This is a genomic window from Burkholderia sp. MSMB0856 (assembly GCF_001524645.2).
Taxonomy (GTDB): domain Bacteria; phylum Pseudomonadota; class Gammaproteobacteria; order Burkholderiales; family Burkholderiaceae; genus Burkholderia; species Burkholderia diffusa.
Window position 1 is genome coordinate 549,831 of sequence record NZ_CP013428.1, and the last position, 13,639, is coordinate 563,469.

A 13,639-nucleotide genomic window follows, 5' to 3' on the forward strand; every position below is an offset into this window, starting at 1 on the left:
TTCAATCGGCTGCCGACACCGCACGACGCGGACCGGATGCGCCGCGATACGCATCCGGCCTGACCCGCGTCGCGAGCAGCGCGGCCGCGACCAGCAGCCCGACCGACACACCGGTTTCGACATGAAGGCCCTCGACGGTCTGCCACGCGCCGCCGCCGCCCGCGAGCGCGCCGAACGCGGCGACGCCCATCGCGCCGCCGGCCTGTCGTGCGGTGTTCAGCACCGCTGATGCGATACCCACGCGCTCATGCTCGACCGACGCGAGCACGGCCGTCGTCATCGCCGGCACCGCGAAGCCCATGCCGGTCGGAATCAGCAGGAACGGCACGAGTAGCAGCGGCAGCGGCGTCGACGCATCGATGAAATGCAGCGCGGCGTAGCCGAGCGCGGCAACCAGCGCGCCCGCGAGCATCGGCGCGCGCGGGCCGTGACGCGCGACCGCGCGGCCGCTCGCGAGGTTCGACAGCAGGAAGCCGCCCGTGAGCGGCAGGAACGCGAGCCCCGCCTGCCACGCCGATTCGCCGCGCACGCGCTGCAGATACAGCGCAAGGACGAACACGGTGCCGTAGTACGTGAGGTTCACGCAGATTCCGAACAGGACAGCCGCGCTGAACGTGCGCCGGCGGAACAGCGACAACGGCAGCATCGGCATCGCGGTGCGCGACTCGACCGCGACGAACGCGAGCCCGGCCACTGCCGCGAGCGCGAAGCCGCCGGCGACGACCGGATGCGTGAAGCCGAGCGGTTGCCATTCGATCACGGCGGCGGTCAGCGCGGACAGCATCGCGATCGCGATGAGCTGGCCGCGCAGGTCGAGGGCATGCACGGAACGCACGGGCGTCGTCGGTTGCTTCGATGCAACGCCGATGTGGTGCGCGGGCACCCATGCGAACGTGGCCGCCAGCCCCGCCGCGCACAGCGGCAGGTTCACGAGAAAGATGCCGCGCCAGCCCCATGCGGCGATCAGCAGGCCGCCCACGACCGGGCCGGCAGCGATCGAGATCGAGCCCGCGGCCGTCCACCAGCCGACGGCACGGGCGCGCAGATGCGGATCATGCCGGCAGGCATCGTTGAGCAGCGCGAGCGAATTCGGCAGCATCGCCGCGGCGCCGACGCCCTGCAGCGCGCGGGCCGCGATCAGCATCGCGGGGGCGACGGCGGCGCCGCACGCAAGCGACGCGAGCGCGAACAGCACGAGGCCGGCGATGTACATGCGACGCGTGCCGAAGCGGTCGCCAAGTGCGCCGCCCGACAGCATCAGCACGGCGAATGCGAGCGTATACGCATCGACGACCCACTGCAGGCCGGCCACCGACAGACGCAGATCGCCGGCCAGATGCACGAGCGCGATGTTGACGATCGTCACGTCGAGTTGTGTGACGACGAAGCCGATGCTGACGGCCGCGACGATGCGTGCGAGCACGGGCGGAAACGCGGGGGAGGTGGCGGTCGTATTCATGCGCCCATCGTAGGGTGCGACGGGCGGGTGATGTTTCAGGGGGGCGTGAAGCGTCGATATCGTCGCGATGCGACCGGCTTGCCGTCCGGTGCGTAAACGGGGAACGGGGGCCGGGAGGCTCGGCGAGCCGTGACACGGCTTTCCGGCAGGCCGCAGCGGCGTGCGTGAGCGCTCAGTGTCGCTCGCCGCGCCAGCGCCCAGGCGCGACGCCGAAGCGCTTCTTGAAAGCGTGCGTGAAGGTGCTCTGGTCGGCGAAGCCGACCATGCCGGCGATGTCGACGAGCGGATGGCGGCCGTCCGCGAGCAGCACGACGGCGGCGTCGAGCCGCAGCCGCTGCAGGTAGCGATGCGGGGTTTCGCCGAACGCGTCGACGAACAGTTGATGAAAGCGGCGCATCCCGTAACCGCAGTGCGCGGCGAGATCGGCGATGCGCAGCGGTTCCGCGAGCCGCGCGCGCAGCCAGCGGTCGATGCGCGCGAAATCCAGGCCCACAGCGGGCGCGGTGAGGCCGGCATCGTCGAGCAGCGCGTCGCACAGACGCGCGGCGGCCTGCCACTGGAAGCGATGCGCGCGCCGCGTGTCGCCGGCCGTCCCGTCGAGTTGCGCGGCCGCTGCCGCGACCTGCGCGACGAGCGACGTCAGCGCCGGGTCGATCGACACGGCACGCGCGCTGTCGAACAGCCGCCGCGGCACCGCGAGCGACGCGGCGGGCAAGTCGAGCACGAGCTGGCGATTGTCGCCGAGGCCCGCGTAATCGTGGCGCGCGCCGGCCGGAATCAGCCACGCCGCGTGCCGGTCGATGCGCTGGCCGACGCCGTCCACCGCCATCACCATCGCGCCATCGACGCCGATCACGACCTGGTGAAAGTCGTGCACGTCGGATGCTTCGCTCGTGTCGTAACGGCGCAGCGCGATGGCGGGAGACGGGATGCGTTCCATCGGAAGGACGTCGGCCGGTGGCGTCGTCAGATGGCGAGCAGTTCGACTTCGAACACGAGCGTCGCGTTCGGGGGGATCACGCCGCCTGCGCCGCGCGGGCCGTAGCCGAGTTGCGGCGGGATCGTCAGGCGACGCACGCCGCCGACCTTCATGCCCTGCACGCCTTCGTCCCAGCCCTTGATGACCATGCCGCCGCCGAGCACGAACGCGAACGGGTCGTTGCGGTCCTTGCTCGAGTCGAATTTCTGACCGTCGGTCAGCCAGCCCGTGTAATGGACGCTGACGGTCTGGCCGGCTTGCGCCTGCGCGCCGGTGCCTTCGGTCAGGTCTTCGATTTTGAGGCCCGATGCGGTCGTAGTGACAGACATGACTTCTCCTGAAAAGGGGGTTGGGTAAAACCGCTATTGTAGGCGAGCGGGCAGGGGGCCGCCGTACGCGGCGAGCGCCCGTCCGCGTGCCGATCGCGGGTCGGTCGCGGCGGTCTTCGCAGAACCCGCCCGATACGCCAATGGAACGTGCGTTTGAATTTTTCGCGAACCGGAGCGACGGGGTTGCACCGCGCGAACGGGGCGCGCGTATGAATCGGCGCCACCCGGCTGCTCGGCGTCACGTCGAGCGCCATCGCGCGATCCCGTGAAACGCCCGTCACGCGGCGTTTTCGTGCCGATTTCGGCGCGTGCGCGCGCCGCCCGGCTGGCGGTCCCTTACCGGCATGCGCGTTCGAATCGTGGCATGCGCGAACGCCGCTCGAACGTCGCTTTTTCCGCGCTGCCGACCGTGCCCTGTTTGGAAGCGCGCGTCTACCGCGTAGCTTGCGCGCGGCGCCGGCCGGCGCCTATCTTTACAGCTATCGATGTCAAGATTTCGGCGTTGCGCGATGCGCTGCCCGGGCCCGCGCCGACAAGGCCGCGACGGCTGCCGGGCCGCCCGAAAACCAGGAGAACGACGAACATGAAGTCAGCCGCTTCCGCCACCGCCGCCGAGGTGATGCCGGTGCGCCGCGACCTGCGCTTCGACCTGCCGGTCGAACGCGCGAAGGACTGGCATGGGCTCGGCCCGCACGTGACCCACTTCTTCAATGCGCTGTCGCTGCTGTTTCCGGCCGGCGAACGCTTTTTCATGGATTCGGTGCGCAATTATCGCGACCGGATCGACGACCCGGTGCTCAAGCGGCAGGTGCTCGGCTTCATCGGCCAGGAGGCGATGCATACGCGCGAGCACGTCGAATACAACGAGCTGATGCAGGCCAACCGCCTGCCCGCGCGCAAGCTCGACAAGCGCGTGTGGACGGTGCTCGGCTTCGTGAAGCGCACGCTGCCGCATTCGGTGCAGCTCGCGCACACGGTCGCCGCCGAACACTACACGGCGATGCTGGCGGACTGGCTCCTGCGCGACCCGACGCGCCTCGACGGCTCGGTCGAAGGTTACCGGCAGATGTGGCTGTGGCATGCGCTCGAGGAAACCGAGCACAAGGCCGTGTCCTACGACGTGTGGAACGCCGTGATGAAACCGGGCCCGCGCCGCTACCTGATCCGCGTCGGCGTGTACCTGGTGACGACGCTGACGTTCTGGCCGACCGTGTTCCTGATGCACGTGACGCTGCTGTCGCGCGATCGCGACATCAGGCATCGCGTGCGCGGCATGCTGCGCATGATGGCATTCCTGTACGGGCCGCGTCGCGGGCTGTTCCCGCGTATCGCGGGTGAATGGCTGAGCTTCTTCCGGCCGGGCTTCCATCCGTGGGACCACGACAACCGCCACCATCTCGCGCGCGTCGACGCGCTCGTCGCCGCCTACGGCGAACACGACGGCGCGTCGGCCGGACGCGGCCGCGCCAACGCACTCGCGCCGCTCGCCTCGGGGCGCTGACGCCGCCGCGCCACGCGGCACGTGTTGCGTTCGTGCATCAACCCCACTTCTTCCGACGATTGACTGGCGTCAAGCGGAAAACGGTTGCGCGAGCAGGCGCCGGTACGGCCGCCGCGGCCGTGCCGGCGCCTGCCGCCGGTCCGATTCCTCGTGCCCGGCGTCGCGTGGCGCACCGGCGCGCCCCGCACCGGCGCGGCTTCGCGCGCCCGATACCCGTACGGCCGTGGTTTCTCACGCGCCGCGCCACCGGGATATCACCCATCTAGCCGCACATCGGCGGCACCGTTATACCGTTCATGAAAGGATCCGCCCGGCGCGCGATTATTGCCCGGGGGGATTTTATTCGGACGGAAATGCGGCCAATATGTCGGTTCGATCGAGGTCCTTCGGATGCGGCGGCGAGCCGGCGCACGATACCAACGCCAAGCGGGGAACAACGATGGTTGCAAGGTCACCCGACGCAAGCGGGACGACGGCGTCCGAGATGCCGTTCGTGTCCGTTACCGCTCCCGAGGCCGGACGCAAGCTGTTCGTCATCATGCGTTCGCCGGACGAGCCGTTGCTGGCGCAACTGCGCGAGCTCGGCTGGGACATCTCCGTCGCGAAGACGGCCGGCGCCGCGCAGAACATGACGTCCGGCGTGAACGTCGCCGCCGGGCTCGTCGATTTCTCGGGCTTCACGTCGCGCGACTATCCCGCGCTGAAGGCGTGCCTGAGCCAGCCGGCGATCGGCTGGATTTCCGTCGCGCAGGCCGGCATCACAATCGGCGTTGCCGTGCGCGAGCTGATCCGCAGCTACTGTTTCGATTACGTGACGCTGCCGTTGCCGTACGAATGGATTTCGCACGTGCTCGGCCACGCGCGCGGGATGGCCGCGCTCGATCGCGTCGACGGCGCGGCGTACGCGGCGTCGATCGGCGAGCACGGGATGATCGGCAACTGCGAAGCGATGCAGCAGCTGTTCAGCACGATCCGCAAGGTCGCGAAAACGGACGCGAGCGTGTTCATCTCCGGCGAGTCGGGCACCGGCAAGGAGCTGACGGCACTCGCGATCCACGAGCGCTCGGCGCGCGGCAAGGGGCCGTTCGTCGCGATCAACTGCGGCGCGATTCCGCATCACCTGCTGCAGTCGGAACTGTTCGGCTACGAGCGCGGCGCATTCACCGGGGCGAACCAGCGGCGCGCGGGTCGGATCGAATCCGCGAACGGCGGCACGCTGTTTCTCGACGAAATCGGCGACATGCCGGTCGAAAGCCAGGCGAGCCTGCTGCGCTTCCTGCAGGAAGGGAAGATCGAGCGGCTCGGCGGCCAAGAATCGATTCCGGTCGACGTGCGGATCATCTCGGCGACGCACGTGGATCTCGATGGCGCGGTCGAAGCCGGACGCTTCCGCGCGGACCTCTATCACCGGCTCTGCGTGCTGCGCATTCACGAGCCGCCGCTACGCGCGCGCGGCAAGGACATCGACATCCTCGCGCATTACGTGCTGCAGAAATACAAGGCCGACAGCGGCCGCAAGATCAGCGGATTCACGTCGGCCGCGCTCGATGCGATGCGCCGCTACGAGTGGCCCGGCAACGTGCGCGAGCTGATCAACCGGGTGCGCCGCGCGATCGTGATGGCCGAGAGCCGGCTCCTGACGCCGCACGATCTCGGGCTCGATGTCCCGGGCGAAACGGAGCCCGTGACGCTCGAGCAGGCGCGTTCGCTCGCCGAGCGCACCGCGATCGAAAACGCGTTGCTGCGCAACGATCACCGGATCAACAAGGCCGCCGCCGAACTCGGCATCTCGCGCGTCACGCTTTACCGGATGATGATCGAGCACGGGCTCAACGACCACGACAACAACGGCGACAACGGCGGAAAGGACGGCGCGCCGCCGGACGACGCCGACCATCAGCGAGTCGGCTGAACGGCGGCGGGAAGCGTCCGCGGTCGTCCCGTGCGCGGGCGGCCGGCGCCATGTAAAGCGCGTGAAACGTTTCCTGCCGGCGGCCGCCCGAATCGCCCATGCAAACGCGCGCGGCGGCGTGCCGCCCGCGCCGGGAAAATTTTCCGGATCGTCCGCGCGCCTTGTCTGACAAGGCGTCGCCGTCACACGGGCGCGCGCGCCTGCGCCCGCCATGTTTCAGTTTCGCAACGTCCTGCCTGCCCCGACCGTTCCGGCCGCGGGCTTGTCCGACGAAAGCCTTGCGCGGCCGGCCCGGAACGAAGCTGGCCCGCTCCTTGCGAAGTTTGAGGTGCGAAAGTCGACGACGTGGCGTCCGGCCGGTTCGGCAGCGAACCATGCGAGGACCGGCAAGGACGCAGTCCGGGGGATGACCGGACGGACGGGCAGCACAGCCCTGCTCCGAACGGCATGGGCCGTTGTCGACGGATCGTCGGGGCGCCGGCGTTGTCCGGTTGCCGGTACAAGCTACGGATCGAATACGGGGTAGAAAAATGACGAACGATCGCCACACGCCGCGGCCGGCAGGCCGCGATCGCAGTGATTCGACCCATCGCCGGTCGACCGCGCATCTTGCTGCCGGCCGGCATGCGTCGACAGGCCACCTCTCCGCGCCCGGTGCGAGGCGGATCCGGCTGATACCCGGTCATCCGCGCCGGGCCGGCGCTTTCTCGCTCGCCAACCCGATCCGCATGGGGATGTGCACGCGGGCACCGGTCCCCCGGCGCCCGATCTTCGCTTATTGACGACGTCGAGCGCCTGCGGTCGCCAGCGCAGGCGATCCGTTTGCAATGCGAATGACGTGCCGCGTCCGGATGCGCAATACGGACGACGAACCGGCGCGACGGCGAACGTCAGGGAGGCGTCGCCGTCCGGCGAGCAGGGGAGGGGCGGTCAGGCCGCGCGCGACGGGCATCGCACCCGTGCGCGCGCGGCACCGCTTCAGCCGCCGTAGATGTCGAAGTCGAAGTACTTCGACGCGAGCCGCTTGTACGTGCCGTCCTTGACCATGTCGAGGATCGCGCGATCGATCTTCGCCTTCAGGTCGGTGTCTTCCTTGCGCAGCCCGATGCCGGCGCCGATGCCGAGCACCTTCTCGTCGACGAGTTCGGGCCCGACGAACTGGTAGCCCGCGCCGCGCGGCGACTTCAGGAACCCGATCGCGGCCTGCACCTCGTCCTGCAGCGCGGCGTCGAGGCGGCCCGACGTCAGGTCGGCATACACGCCGTCCTGGTTCTGATACGACACGACGTTCGCACCCTGCTTGGCCCAGTAGGCCTTCGCATACGCTTCCTGCGTCGTGCCCTGTTCGACGCCGATCGACTTGCCCTTCAGCGATTCGGCCGTCGGCAACAGCGGCGAACCCTTCTTCACGACGAGCCGCGTCGGCTGGTTGTAGATCTTCGTCGTGAAGCCGATCTGTTCCGCGCGCTGCGGCGTGATCGACATCGACGACAGCACCGCGTCGAACTTCTTCGCCTTCAGCGCCGGGATCATTCCGTCGAAATCGTTCTCGAGCCACACGCACTTCGCCTTCAGCCGCGTGCAGATCTCGTTGCCGAGGTCGATGTCGAAGCCGACGAGCTTGCCGTCGGGCGCCTTCGATTCGAACGGCGCGTAGCTGGCATCGGTGCCGAAGCGCAGCGTGGTCCAGTCCTTCGCGGCGGCGGGGCCTGCCGATACCGCGAGCAGGGCGATCGAAACGGCGGCAATCAGTCTCTTCATGGTGGTTCCTTGGCGTGGTCTATCCGGTTCTGGGCGACACGGTTGCTGCGGGGACGCACCGCGTCCCGCTGCGCCGTCCGCACGGTCATTAACGCAGAAAATAAAATCGCAGTCCAGAATGGACAAAAAATATCGATCCTTCGGACGGAATGCCGACGCGGTGGGGGACGATCCTTGCAAAAATACGAAAATGGACTAATCTTGTTAGTAAATTCGTTTCGAGACTAACGATCATGTCACAGCCCGCCTTCGATCCGCATTCCGCCCCGCGGCAGGCCTCGGTCGCGCAGATGTCGGCGGCCGGCCTGCGCGCATTCTTCAACATCGCGCGCGACTGGGAGCTGACGATCGACGAACAGATCGTGCTGCTCGGGTCGCCCGGCCGCTCGACGTTCTTCAAGTGGAAGGCCGCGCCGGAATCGGCGCGCCTGCCGCGCGATACACTCGAGCGGCTATCGCTGCTGCTCGGCATCTACAAGGCGCTGCAGATCCTGCTGCCGCAGCCGGCCGCGGCCGACACCTGGGTCAAGCGGCCCAACGACGCCGCGCCGTTCGGCGGCAAGCGCGCGCTCGACCGCATGCTCGCCGGCAACGTCGGCGACCTGGTTGCCGTCCGTCAATATCTCGACGCGATGCGGGGTGGCTGGGCGTGACGATGCCGATCGAAGCAGTCCAACACTGGCCCACGACCGTCGTCGACTGGGCACCTGCCTATCGCGTGATTCCCACTCGTTTTCCGGCCATCAACCTGTTCGACCGCGTCGCGTCCGCCGAGGATTTCGACGCGCTCTATGCGCTCGAATCGCTGACCAACGACCGCATCCGCAACGAAGTCGGCACGCTCGAACTCGTGCCGCCGGCCGAGCGCCGCTACGGCCAGGGCTGGGGGCCGATCATGGCCGCGTTCACGCACCTGAATCCGCAGGGCAGCCGCTTTTCCGACGGCAGCTACGGCGTGTTCTACTGCGGGCGGTCGCGCGATACGGCGATCGCCGAGACGCGCTATCACAGCGGGCTATTCCTGGCCGCGACGAAGGAGGCGCCGATGCGCCAGCAGATGCGGCTGTACACGGTGTACGCGCAGGGCGACGTCGCCGACGTGCGCACTTGGCCGCAGCGCAGCCCGGGGCTGCTCGATCCGCTCGACTACAGCGCCGGGCAGGCGTTCGGCCGTGCAGTGCGCAGCGCGGGCGGCGCGGGGATCGTCTATCCGTCGGTGCGCGACCCGCGCGGCGAGTGTCTCGCGGCGTTCCGCACGACGGTGCTGCGCGACTGCCATCACGCGGCGTACCTCGAATACAACTGGAACGGTTCCGCAATCGACGCGGTGTTCGAATTGAATCAGGTCGGTTAGCCCGCGCGGTGCTCGCGAACGCAAACGCGTGCGGGTGGGGCACGCCATGAACGCCGCGGGCCTCAGGTCCGTTATCGGCGTGAAGACCTCAAGGCAGCGGCAGGTCGCCCGCGTGACGTGCGCGCGCGTCGGCCTGGGTGAGCGACCACGTCTCGCCCGTGCGCGGCTCGACGATCGTCAGGCGTCCGGATGGTGCGAACGCGCCGGTGTCGATGAACCATTGCGCGCCGATGCGCTGCGGCGCGCGCACGGGCGTGTGGCCGGTGCAGGTCAGCGACAGGCCGGCCTGCCGGGCCGGGTCGGCGAGCCCCTGCACCAGGTCGCGCCCCCAGATCAGCCGCTCGCGCACGTCGGGTGAATAGCTGCCCGTGTCGAGTTCAGCGTCCGCGCCGAAGAATTCCGCATGCAGCACGTTGAAGCGCGCGGGGCCGTCGCCGATCACGCGCACGAGCGGCAGCGCGTCGACGCGTGCCGCATGCGCGTGCAGCCTTTCCGGCGGGAGATCGGCGCCCCAGTCGCCGCCGATTCCGCGCCACGCGTCGGGCGACAGCTTGCCGCGCGACACGAGGCTCAGCACTTCTTCGTGATTGCCGCGCACCACGTGGCACCACGGGCGGTCGAGCAGCTCGAGCGCGGTTTCGGAGGCGGGGCCGCGATCGACGAGATCGCCGACCGAAAACAGCCGGTCGCGAGCCGGGTCGAAGCCGATGTCGTGCAGCAGCGCGCGCAGCACATCCACGCAACCGTGCAGATCGCCGACGACGAAGTCGCGGCCGGCCGCGTTCGCGGGATGATGGCAGAGGACGGGAGTCATCCCGATATCTTAGGCGCTCACGCCCATCGCAACGTCATGCAGGAATGGCGATAATCGGGGCGGTACCGCCCGGCGCGGCGCAGCGGGCCGTTCGCACGCCGGCCGAATCCTTTCCATCCGCTTTCGGAATCGTACGATGACGCTTTATCCGCAGGTGTTACGCAATCGGCCGCGCATGGTCGCCGCCCTCGCCGCGGGCGTGCTCTGCGCGGTGTTGCTGCCGTTGCAGTTGAGGCCGACCGCGCGCGCGCTGATCGGCTGGGATTGCACGATCTGGCTGTATCTCGTGCTGATGTGGGTGCGCATGGTCACCGCGCATCATCATCAGGTGCGCGAGATCGCGATCCGCGAGGACGAGAACGCGACGACCGTGCTGACGGTCATCTGCATCGCGACGGTCGCGAGCGTCGCCGCGATCGCGATCGAACTCGCCACCGCGAAGAACGTCGGCTTTCGTGCCGGGCTCGGCCATTACGCGGTCACGGGCGCGACGCTGTTCGGCGCATGGTTCCTGATTCCGACGATCTTCACGCTGCACTATGCGCGGCTCTATTACGGCTCGCCGAGCAGCGATCGCGCACTGCGGTTCCCCGACCGCAACCCCGAGCCCGATTACTGGGATTTCCTCTATTTCGCGTTTACGCTCGCGGTCGCGTCGCAGACGGCCGACGTGTCGCTCGCGAACCGCTCCGCTCGGCGCGCGGTGCTCGCGCAGTCGATCCTGTCGTTCTACTTCAACATGGCCGTGCTCGGTCTGTCGATCAACGTCGCGGCAGGGTTGTTGAGCTGACGCGGGTGACTTGAGCGGCTCGTGGAGACCGCCGCTTCACGGCGTTTCGCGTTGTCACGCGCCGCGCCGCACCGCGATCCACGCCCCCCAGAACAGGCTCGAGAAAAAGCGCAGCGGCGCATCGAAGCCCGCATCGTGCAGCAACGCGAACACGGCTTCCTCGGCAACCGGCGGGTCGGCGCCCTGCAGGATTTTCGCAAGCTGCGCACGCACGGCGTGGGGCGATGCGCCCTTCATCCGCCAGCGCTGCTGCCACGCGTCGAGCAGGCGAGGGTGGTCCGCGTAGCGGCGATAGTTGCCCGCGATCACGAGCGGCGCCCCGGGCTTCAGACGGCGCGCGATCGCGTCCAGCAGCGCGGCCTTCGCCGCGTCGCCGGGGACGTGATGCAGCACGCCGATCAACGTCGCACCGTCGAAGGCGGGCGCATCGGGCAGCGCGTCGACGCCGGCCTCGACGAATTGCGTGCGGGCGGCGAAACCCGCCGCTTCGACGTTGGCACGCGCGAGCGCGAGCATCGGCGCGGACGGATCGACGGCCGTGAACTGCCAGCCGGGCTCCAGCGTCGCGGGTACGCAGATTTCCTGCCCGGTGCCGCCCGCACCCACGATGAGGAGCCGCGCCTCCGGCACATCGATCGCCGACGCGAGCATGCAAGCGGCGAGCTCGTGGCACGCGTCGTAGCCGGCGAGCGCGATGCGGGATTGTTCGGCGTATTCGTGCGCGCGTGCCGGATCGAACTTCGCGGCGCTGGCGGGGAGCGACATGGCGGATTCCTCGGGTTCGGGCGCGGACGGGGCGCCCACGCGCATCGCACGGAGCGTAAGCGCGGGCCGGCCGCGCAACAAGGCGAGCGGACATTCCGGTATGCGGACTACCCGATTCGGCGCGCGATACGCGCAAACATTGGCGGGGTCGATTCGCATTTAAAAATGTGAGGATTCGATGCATCGCGGCCGTGAAACCGGCGCATACTTTTCTCCCCCTCTGCCTGGCCGTCGCATGCCGGGCCACGATGCGCCGCGCCGACCGCGCGGCCATGCCGCTCGGCACGCACGAGGAGCGCATGATGTCAGATTGTCCGCACGATCCGTATGCGCAGCACTACATTCACTGCCTGCCGTCCGGCGCGCAGCCCTGCGGCGCGCTCGGCACGTCGCCGCGCACGCATTTCCGCGTGTGGGCGCCGGGCAGCACGCATATCCAGCTCGAACTCGATACCGGCATGGGCCCGACGCTCGTTCCGATGACGGCGGCCGGTCCGCACTGGTTCGAAGCGTTCGTCGAATGCGGTGCGGGCGCGCGTTACCGTTATCGGCTCGACGACGTCACGTCGATTCCTGATCCCGCGTCGCGTTCGCAACCCGACGGGCTCAACGGCCCGAGCGAGGTCGTCGATCCGCGCGCGTTCACGTGGCGCAACACGTTCTGGCGCGGACGTGCGTGGGAAGACATTGCGCTGTACGCAATTCGTCCGCATGCGGTGGGCGGCTTCGACGGCGTGCGGCGCCGGTTGCCTCAGCTTGCCCGTCTCGGCGTGACCGCGCTGGAGTTGCTCGCGTCGCCGCACGACAGCCTGCCGTTCGCGCCGCTCGCGGCGGAAGGCGGCCCCGACGCACTGAAGGCGCTGATCGACGATGCGCACGGCTACGGTCTCGCGGTGCTGCTGGAACTCGACTACGCGCGCTTCGGCAGCGGCACCGACGCGCTGCGTCATTACGCGGCGCCGTTCTTCCACACGGGCGACGATCCGCTGCAGGTGCCGCCGCTCGCGCTCGACCATCCGGAGGTGTGCGACTTCTTCTGCGACAACGCGCTGTACTGGATCGACGAATACCGTTGCGACGGCTTGCGGCTGCGCGAGGCTGACCGGATCGGCACGTCGTGGCTGCGCGAGATCGCTGACCGCGTGCGTGCGGCCGTGCCGGCCGACCGGATGATCCATCTCGTGCTCGGCAGCGAGCGTCATCCGGTGCATCTGGCCGATACGCATTTCGATGCGCAGTGGAACGGTTGCGGAGAACGTGCGCTGCATCGGCTGACGGGGCGCGACGTGTCGGCGCACGAAGGGATTTCGCCTCACCAGTCGATCCACACGCTCGCGCGCGCGCTGACCGCGGCAGGCGCGGCATTCCAGCCGGCCACGGCGGGCGACGGTCCATGCGCGGAAGGGTTGTCGCTCACGTCGCTGGTGCTGTCCGATGGCGCATGGCACGAGAGCGAGCATGGCGACCACGAGCAAACGCCGGGCCTCGCGGCGCTTGCGCTGTCGCTGCTCACGCCGCAGATCCCGCTGATCTTCGACGAAACCGCGCGCGATGTCGATCGTGCGCATTTCGTGCAGTCGGCGCTCGCGGTGCGCGCGAAGCTGATTGCGCCGCGGCTGACCGATTGCCGGCCGCAGGACGCGCATGCGCTGAAGGCGAGCGGTGACGGCGATGCCGATGCGCTGCTCGCATCATGGTGGCTCGCCGATGACGAGACGCTGACCATCGCATTGAACCTGTCGCCCGACGCGGTGCCGTTCGATGCGCCGAGTGGGCAGGTCGTGTTCGAGACGCCGGCACGCGCACGCGACCGGGTCGATGAAGGGGAGTTGCCGCCGTATTCGCTCGTCGCGTGGCTGACGGGTGACGTCAACCGCTACGCGCTGACGCACGACGTGCGCCGGATCGACGACAGCGCACGGCGCGCAGTGCGTCCCGTTCCTGGCGCATGATGTTTGAATTGCCGGGTGCTGGC

12 protein-coding genes are annotated in these 13,639 nt (G+C 68.8%); 6 read left to right on the top strand and 6 right to left on the bottom strand.

The features are described 5' to 3' along the window. Position 1 precedes the first annotated feature (1 nt). The 3 genes from WS87_RS20120 to WS87_RS20130 form a co-directional block, all read right to left on the bottom strand. The gene (locus tag WS87_RS20120; protein WP_059818748.1) at positions 2 to 1,459 is read right to left on the bottom strand and encodes an MFS transporter; all 1,458 of its coding nucleotides are present in this window, start codon (positions 1,457 to 1,459) and stop codon (positions 2 to 4) included. A gap of 172 nt (positions 1,460 to 1,631) precedes the next feature. Further along, entirely contained in the window at positions 1,632 to 2,399 is a 768-nt protein-coding gene (locus tag WS87_RS20125) for a helix-turn-helix transcriptional regulator (RefSeq protein WP_059818749.1), read from the bottom strand. Between the two features lie 26 nt (positions 2,400 to 2,425). Continuing rightward, positions 2,426 to 2,767, bottom strand: coding sequence for an FKBP-type peptidyl-prolyl cis-trans isomerase (locus WS87_RS20130; protein WP_059531564.1), 342 nt, complete (start codon positions 2,765 to 2,767; stop codon positions 2,426 to 2,428). A 583-nt stretch (positions 2,768 to 3,350) separates the two neighbouring features. Between WS87_RS20130 and WS87_RS20135 the strand changes: the two genes are divergently transcribed. Together WS87_RS20135 and WS87_RS20140 are read left to right on the top strand one after the other, a co-directional pair. After that, complete coding sequence (locus WS87_RS20135; protein WP_059699862.1) at positions 3,351 to 4,268, top strand: metal-dependent hydrolase; 918 nt, start codon at positions 3,351 to 3,353, stop codon at positions 4,266 to 4,268. Positions 4,269 to 4,707: 439 nt separating this feature from the next. Beyond that, positions 4,708 to 6,180 carry a sigma-54 dependent transcriptional regulator gene (locus WS87_RS20140; protein ID WP_059818750.1) on the top strand — a complete coding sequence of 491 codons (1,473 nt, stop codon included), beginning with the start codon at positions 4,708 to 4,710 and terminating at the stop codon, positions 6,178 to 6,180. A 978-nt stretch (positions 6,181 to 7,158) separates the two neighbouring features. On the opposite strand, the gene WS87_RS20150 is transcribed toward WS87_RS20140, so the two are convergent. Beyond that, positions 7,159 to 7,941 carry an ABC transporter substrate-binding protein gene (locus WS87_RS20150; protein WP_059818751.1) on the bottom strand — a complete coding sequence of 261 codons (783 nt, stop codon included), beginning with the start codon at positions 7,939 to 7,941 and terminating at the stop codon, positions 7,159 to 7,161. A 233-nt stretch (positions 7,942 to 8,174) separates the two neighbouring features. Between WS87_RS20150 and WS87_RS20155 the strand changes: the two genes are divergently transcribed. Then, complete coding sequence (locus WS87_RS20155) at positions 8,175 to 8,594, top strand: MbcA/ParS/Xre antitoxin family protein (RefSeq protein WP_059531557.1); 420 nt, start codon at positions 8,175 to 8,177, stop codon at positions 8,592 to 8,594. Positions 8,595 to 8,596: 2 nt separating this feature from the next. Continuing rightward, the gene (locus WS87_RS20160) at positions 8,597 to 9,295 is read left to right on the top strand and encodes an RES family NAD+ phosphorylase (RefSeq protein WP_059818752.1); all 699 of its coding nucleotides are present in this window, start codon (positions 8,597 to 8,599) and stop codon (positions 9,293 to 9,295) included. An 88-nt stretch (positions 9,296 to 9,383) separates the two neighbouring features. Here the strand turns inward: WS87_RS20160 and WS87_RS20165 are convergent, their stop codons facing one another. Next, positions 9,384 to 10,109 (bottom strand): metallophosphoesterase, encoded by a 726-nt coding sequence (locus tag WS87_RS20165; protein ID WP_059818753.1) that lies wholly within the window; start codon positions 10,107 to 10,109, stop codon positions 9,384 to 9,386. Between the two features lie 136 nt (positions 10,110 to 10,245). Between WS87_RS20165 and WS87_RS20170 the strand changes: the two genes are divergently transcribed. Further along, complete coding sequence (locus tag WS87_RS20170; RefSeq protein WP_059531549.1) at positions 10,246 to 10,899, top strand: DUF1345 domain-containing protein; 654 nt, start codon at positions 10,246 to 10,248, stop codon at positions 10,897 to 10,899. 54 nt (positions 10,900 to 10,953) lie between these two features. On the opposite strand, the gene WS87_RS20175 is transcribed toward WS87_RS20170, so the two are convergent. Continuing rightward, positions 10,954 to 11,664, bottom strand: coding sequence for a class I SAM-dependent methyltransferase (locus WS87_RS20175; RefSeq protein WP_059819615.1), 711 nt, complete (start codon positions 11,662 to 11,664; stop codon positions 10,954 to 10,956). A 302-nt stretch (positions 11,665 to 11,966) separates the two neighbouring features. Here WS87_RS20175 and WS87_RS20180 point away from each other — a divergent pair, with 302 nt between their 5' ends. After that, positions 11,967 to 13,616: a DUF3459 domain-containing protein gene (locus WS87_RS20180; RefSeq protein WP_059819616.1), complete on the top strand. Its 1,650-nt coding sequence runs from the start codon at positions 11,967 to 11,969 to the stop codon at positions 13,614 to 13,616. Positions 13,617 to 13,639 lie beyond the last annotated feature (23 nt).

Coding starts and splice junctions, on each gene's coding strand:
- WS87_RS20140 (WP_059818750.1), top strand. CDS start 4,708: ATGGTTGCAAGGTCACCCGACGCAAGCGGGACGACGGCGTCCGAGATG.
- WS87_RS20155 (WP_059531557.1), top strand. CDS start 8,175: ATGTCACAGCCCGCCTTCGATCCGCATTCCGCCCCGCGGCAGGCCTCG.
- WS87_RS20150 (WP_059818751.1), bottom strand. CDS start 7,941: ATGAAGAGACTGATTGCCGCCGTTTCGATCGCCCTGCTCGCGGTATCG.
- WS87_RS20180 (WP_059819616.1), top strand. CDS start 11,967: ATGTCAGATTGTCCGCACGATCCGTATGCGCAGCACTACATTCACTGC.
- WS87_RS20170 (WP_059531549.1), top strand. CDS start 10,246: ATGACGCTTTATCCGCAGGTGTTACGCAATCGGCCGCGCATGGTCGCC.
- WS87_RS20120 (WP_059818748.1), bottom strand. CDS start 1,459: ATGAATACGACCGCCACCTCCCCCGCGTTTCCGCCCGTGCTCGCACGC.
- WS87_RS20125 (WP_059818749.1), bottom strand. CDS start 2,399: ATGGAACGCATCCCGTCTCCCGCCATCGCGCTGCGCCGTTACGACACG.
- WS87_RS20135 (WP_059699862.1), top strand. CDS start 3,351: ATGAAGTCAGCCGCTTCCGCCACCGCCGCCGAGGTGATGCCGGTGCGC.
- WS87_RS20165 (WP_059818753.1), bottom strand. CDS start 10,109: ATGACTCCCGTCCTCTGCCATCATCCCGCGAACGCGGCCGGCCGCGAC.
- WS87_RS20175 (WP_059819615.1), bottom strand. CDS start 11,664: ATGTCGCTCCCCGCCAGCGCCGCGAAGTTCGATCCGGCACGCGCGCAC.
- WS87_RS20130 (WP_059531564.1), bottom strand. CDS start 2,767: ATGTCTGTCACTACGACCGCATCGGGCCTCAAAATCGAAGACCTGACC.
- WS87_RS20160 (WP_059818752.1), top strand. CDS start 8,597: ATGCCGATCGAAGCAGTCCAACACTGGCCCACGACCGTCGTCGACTGG.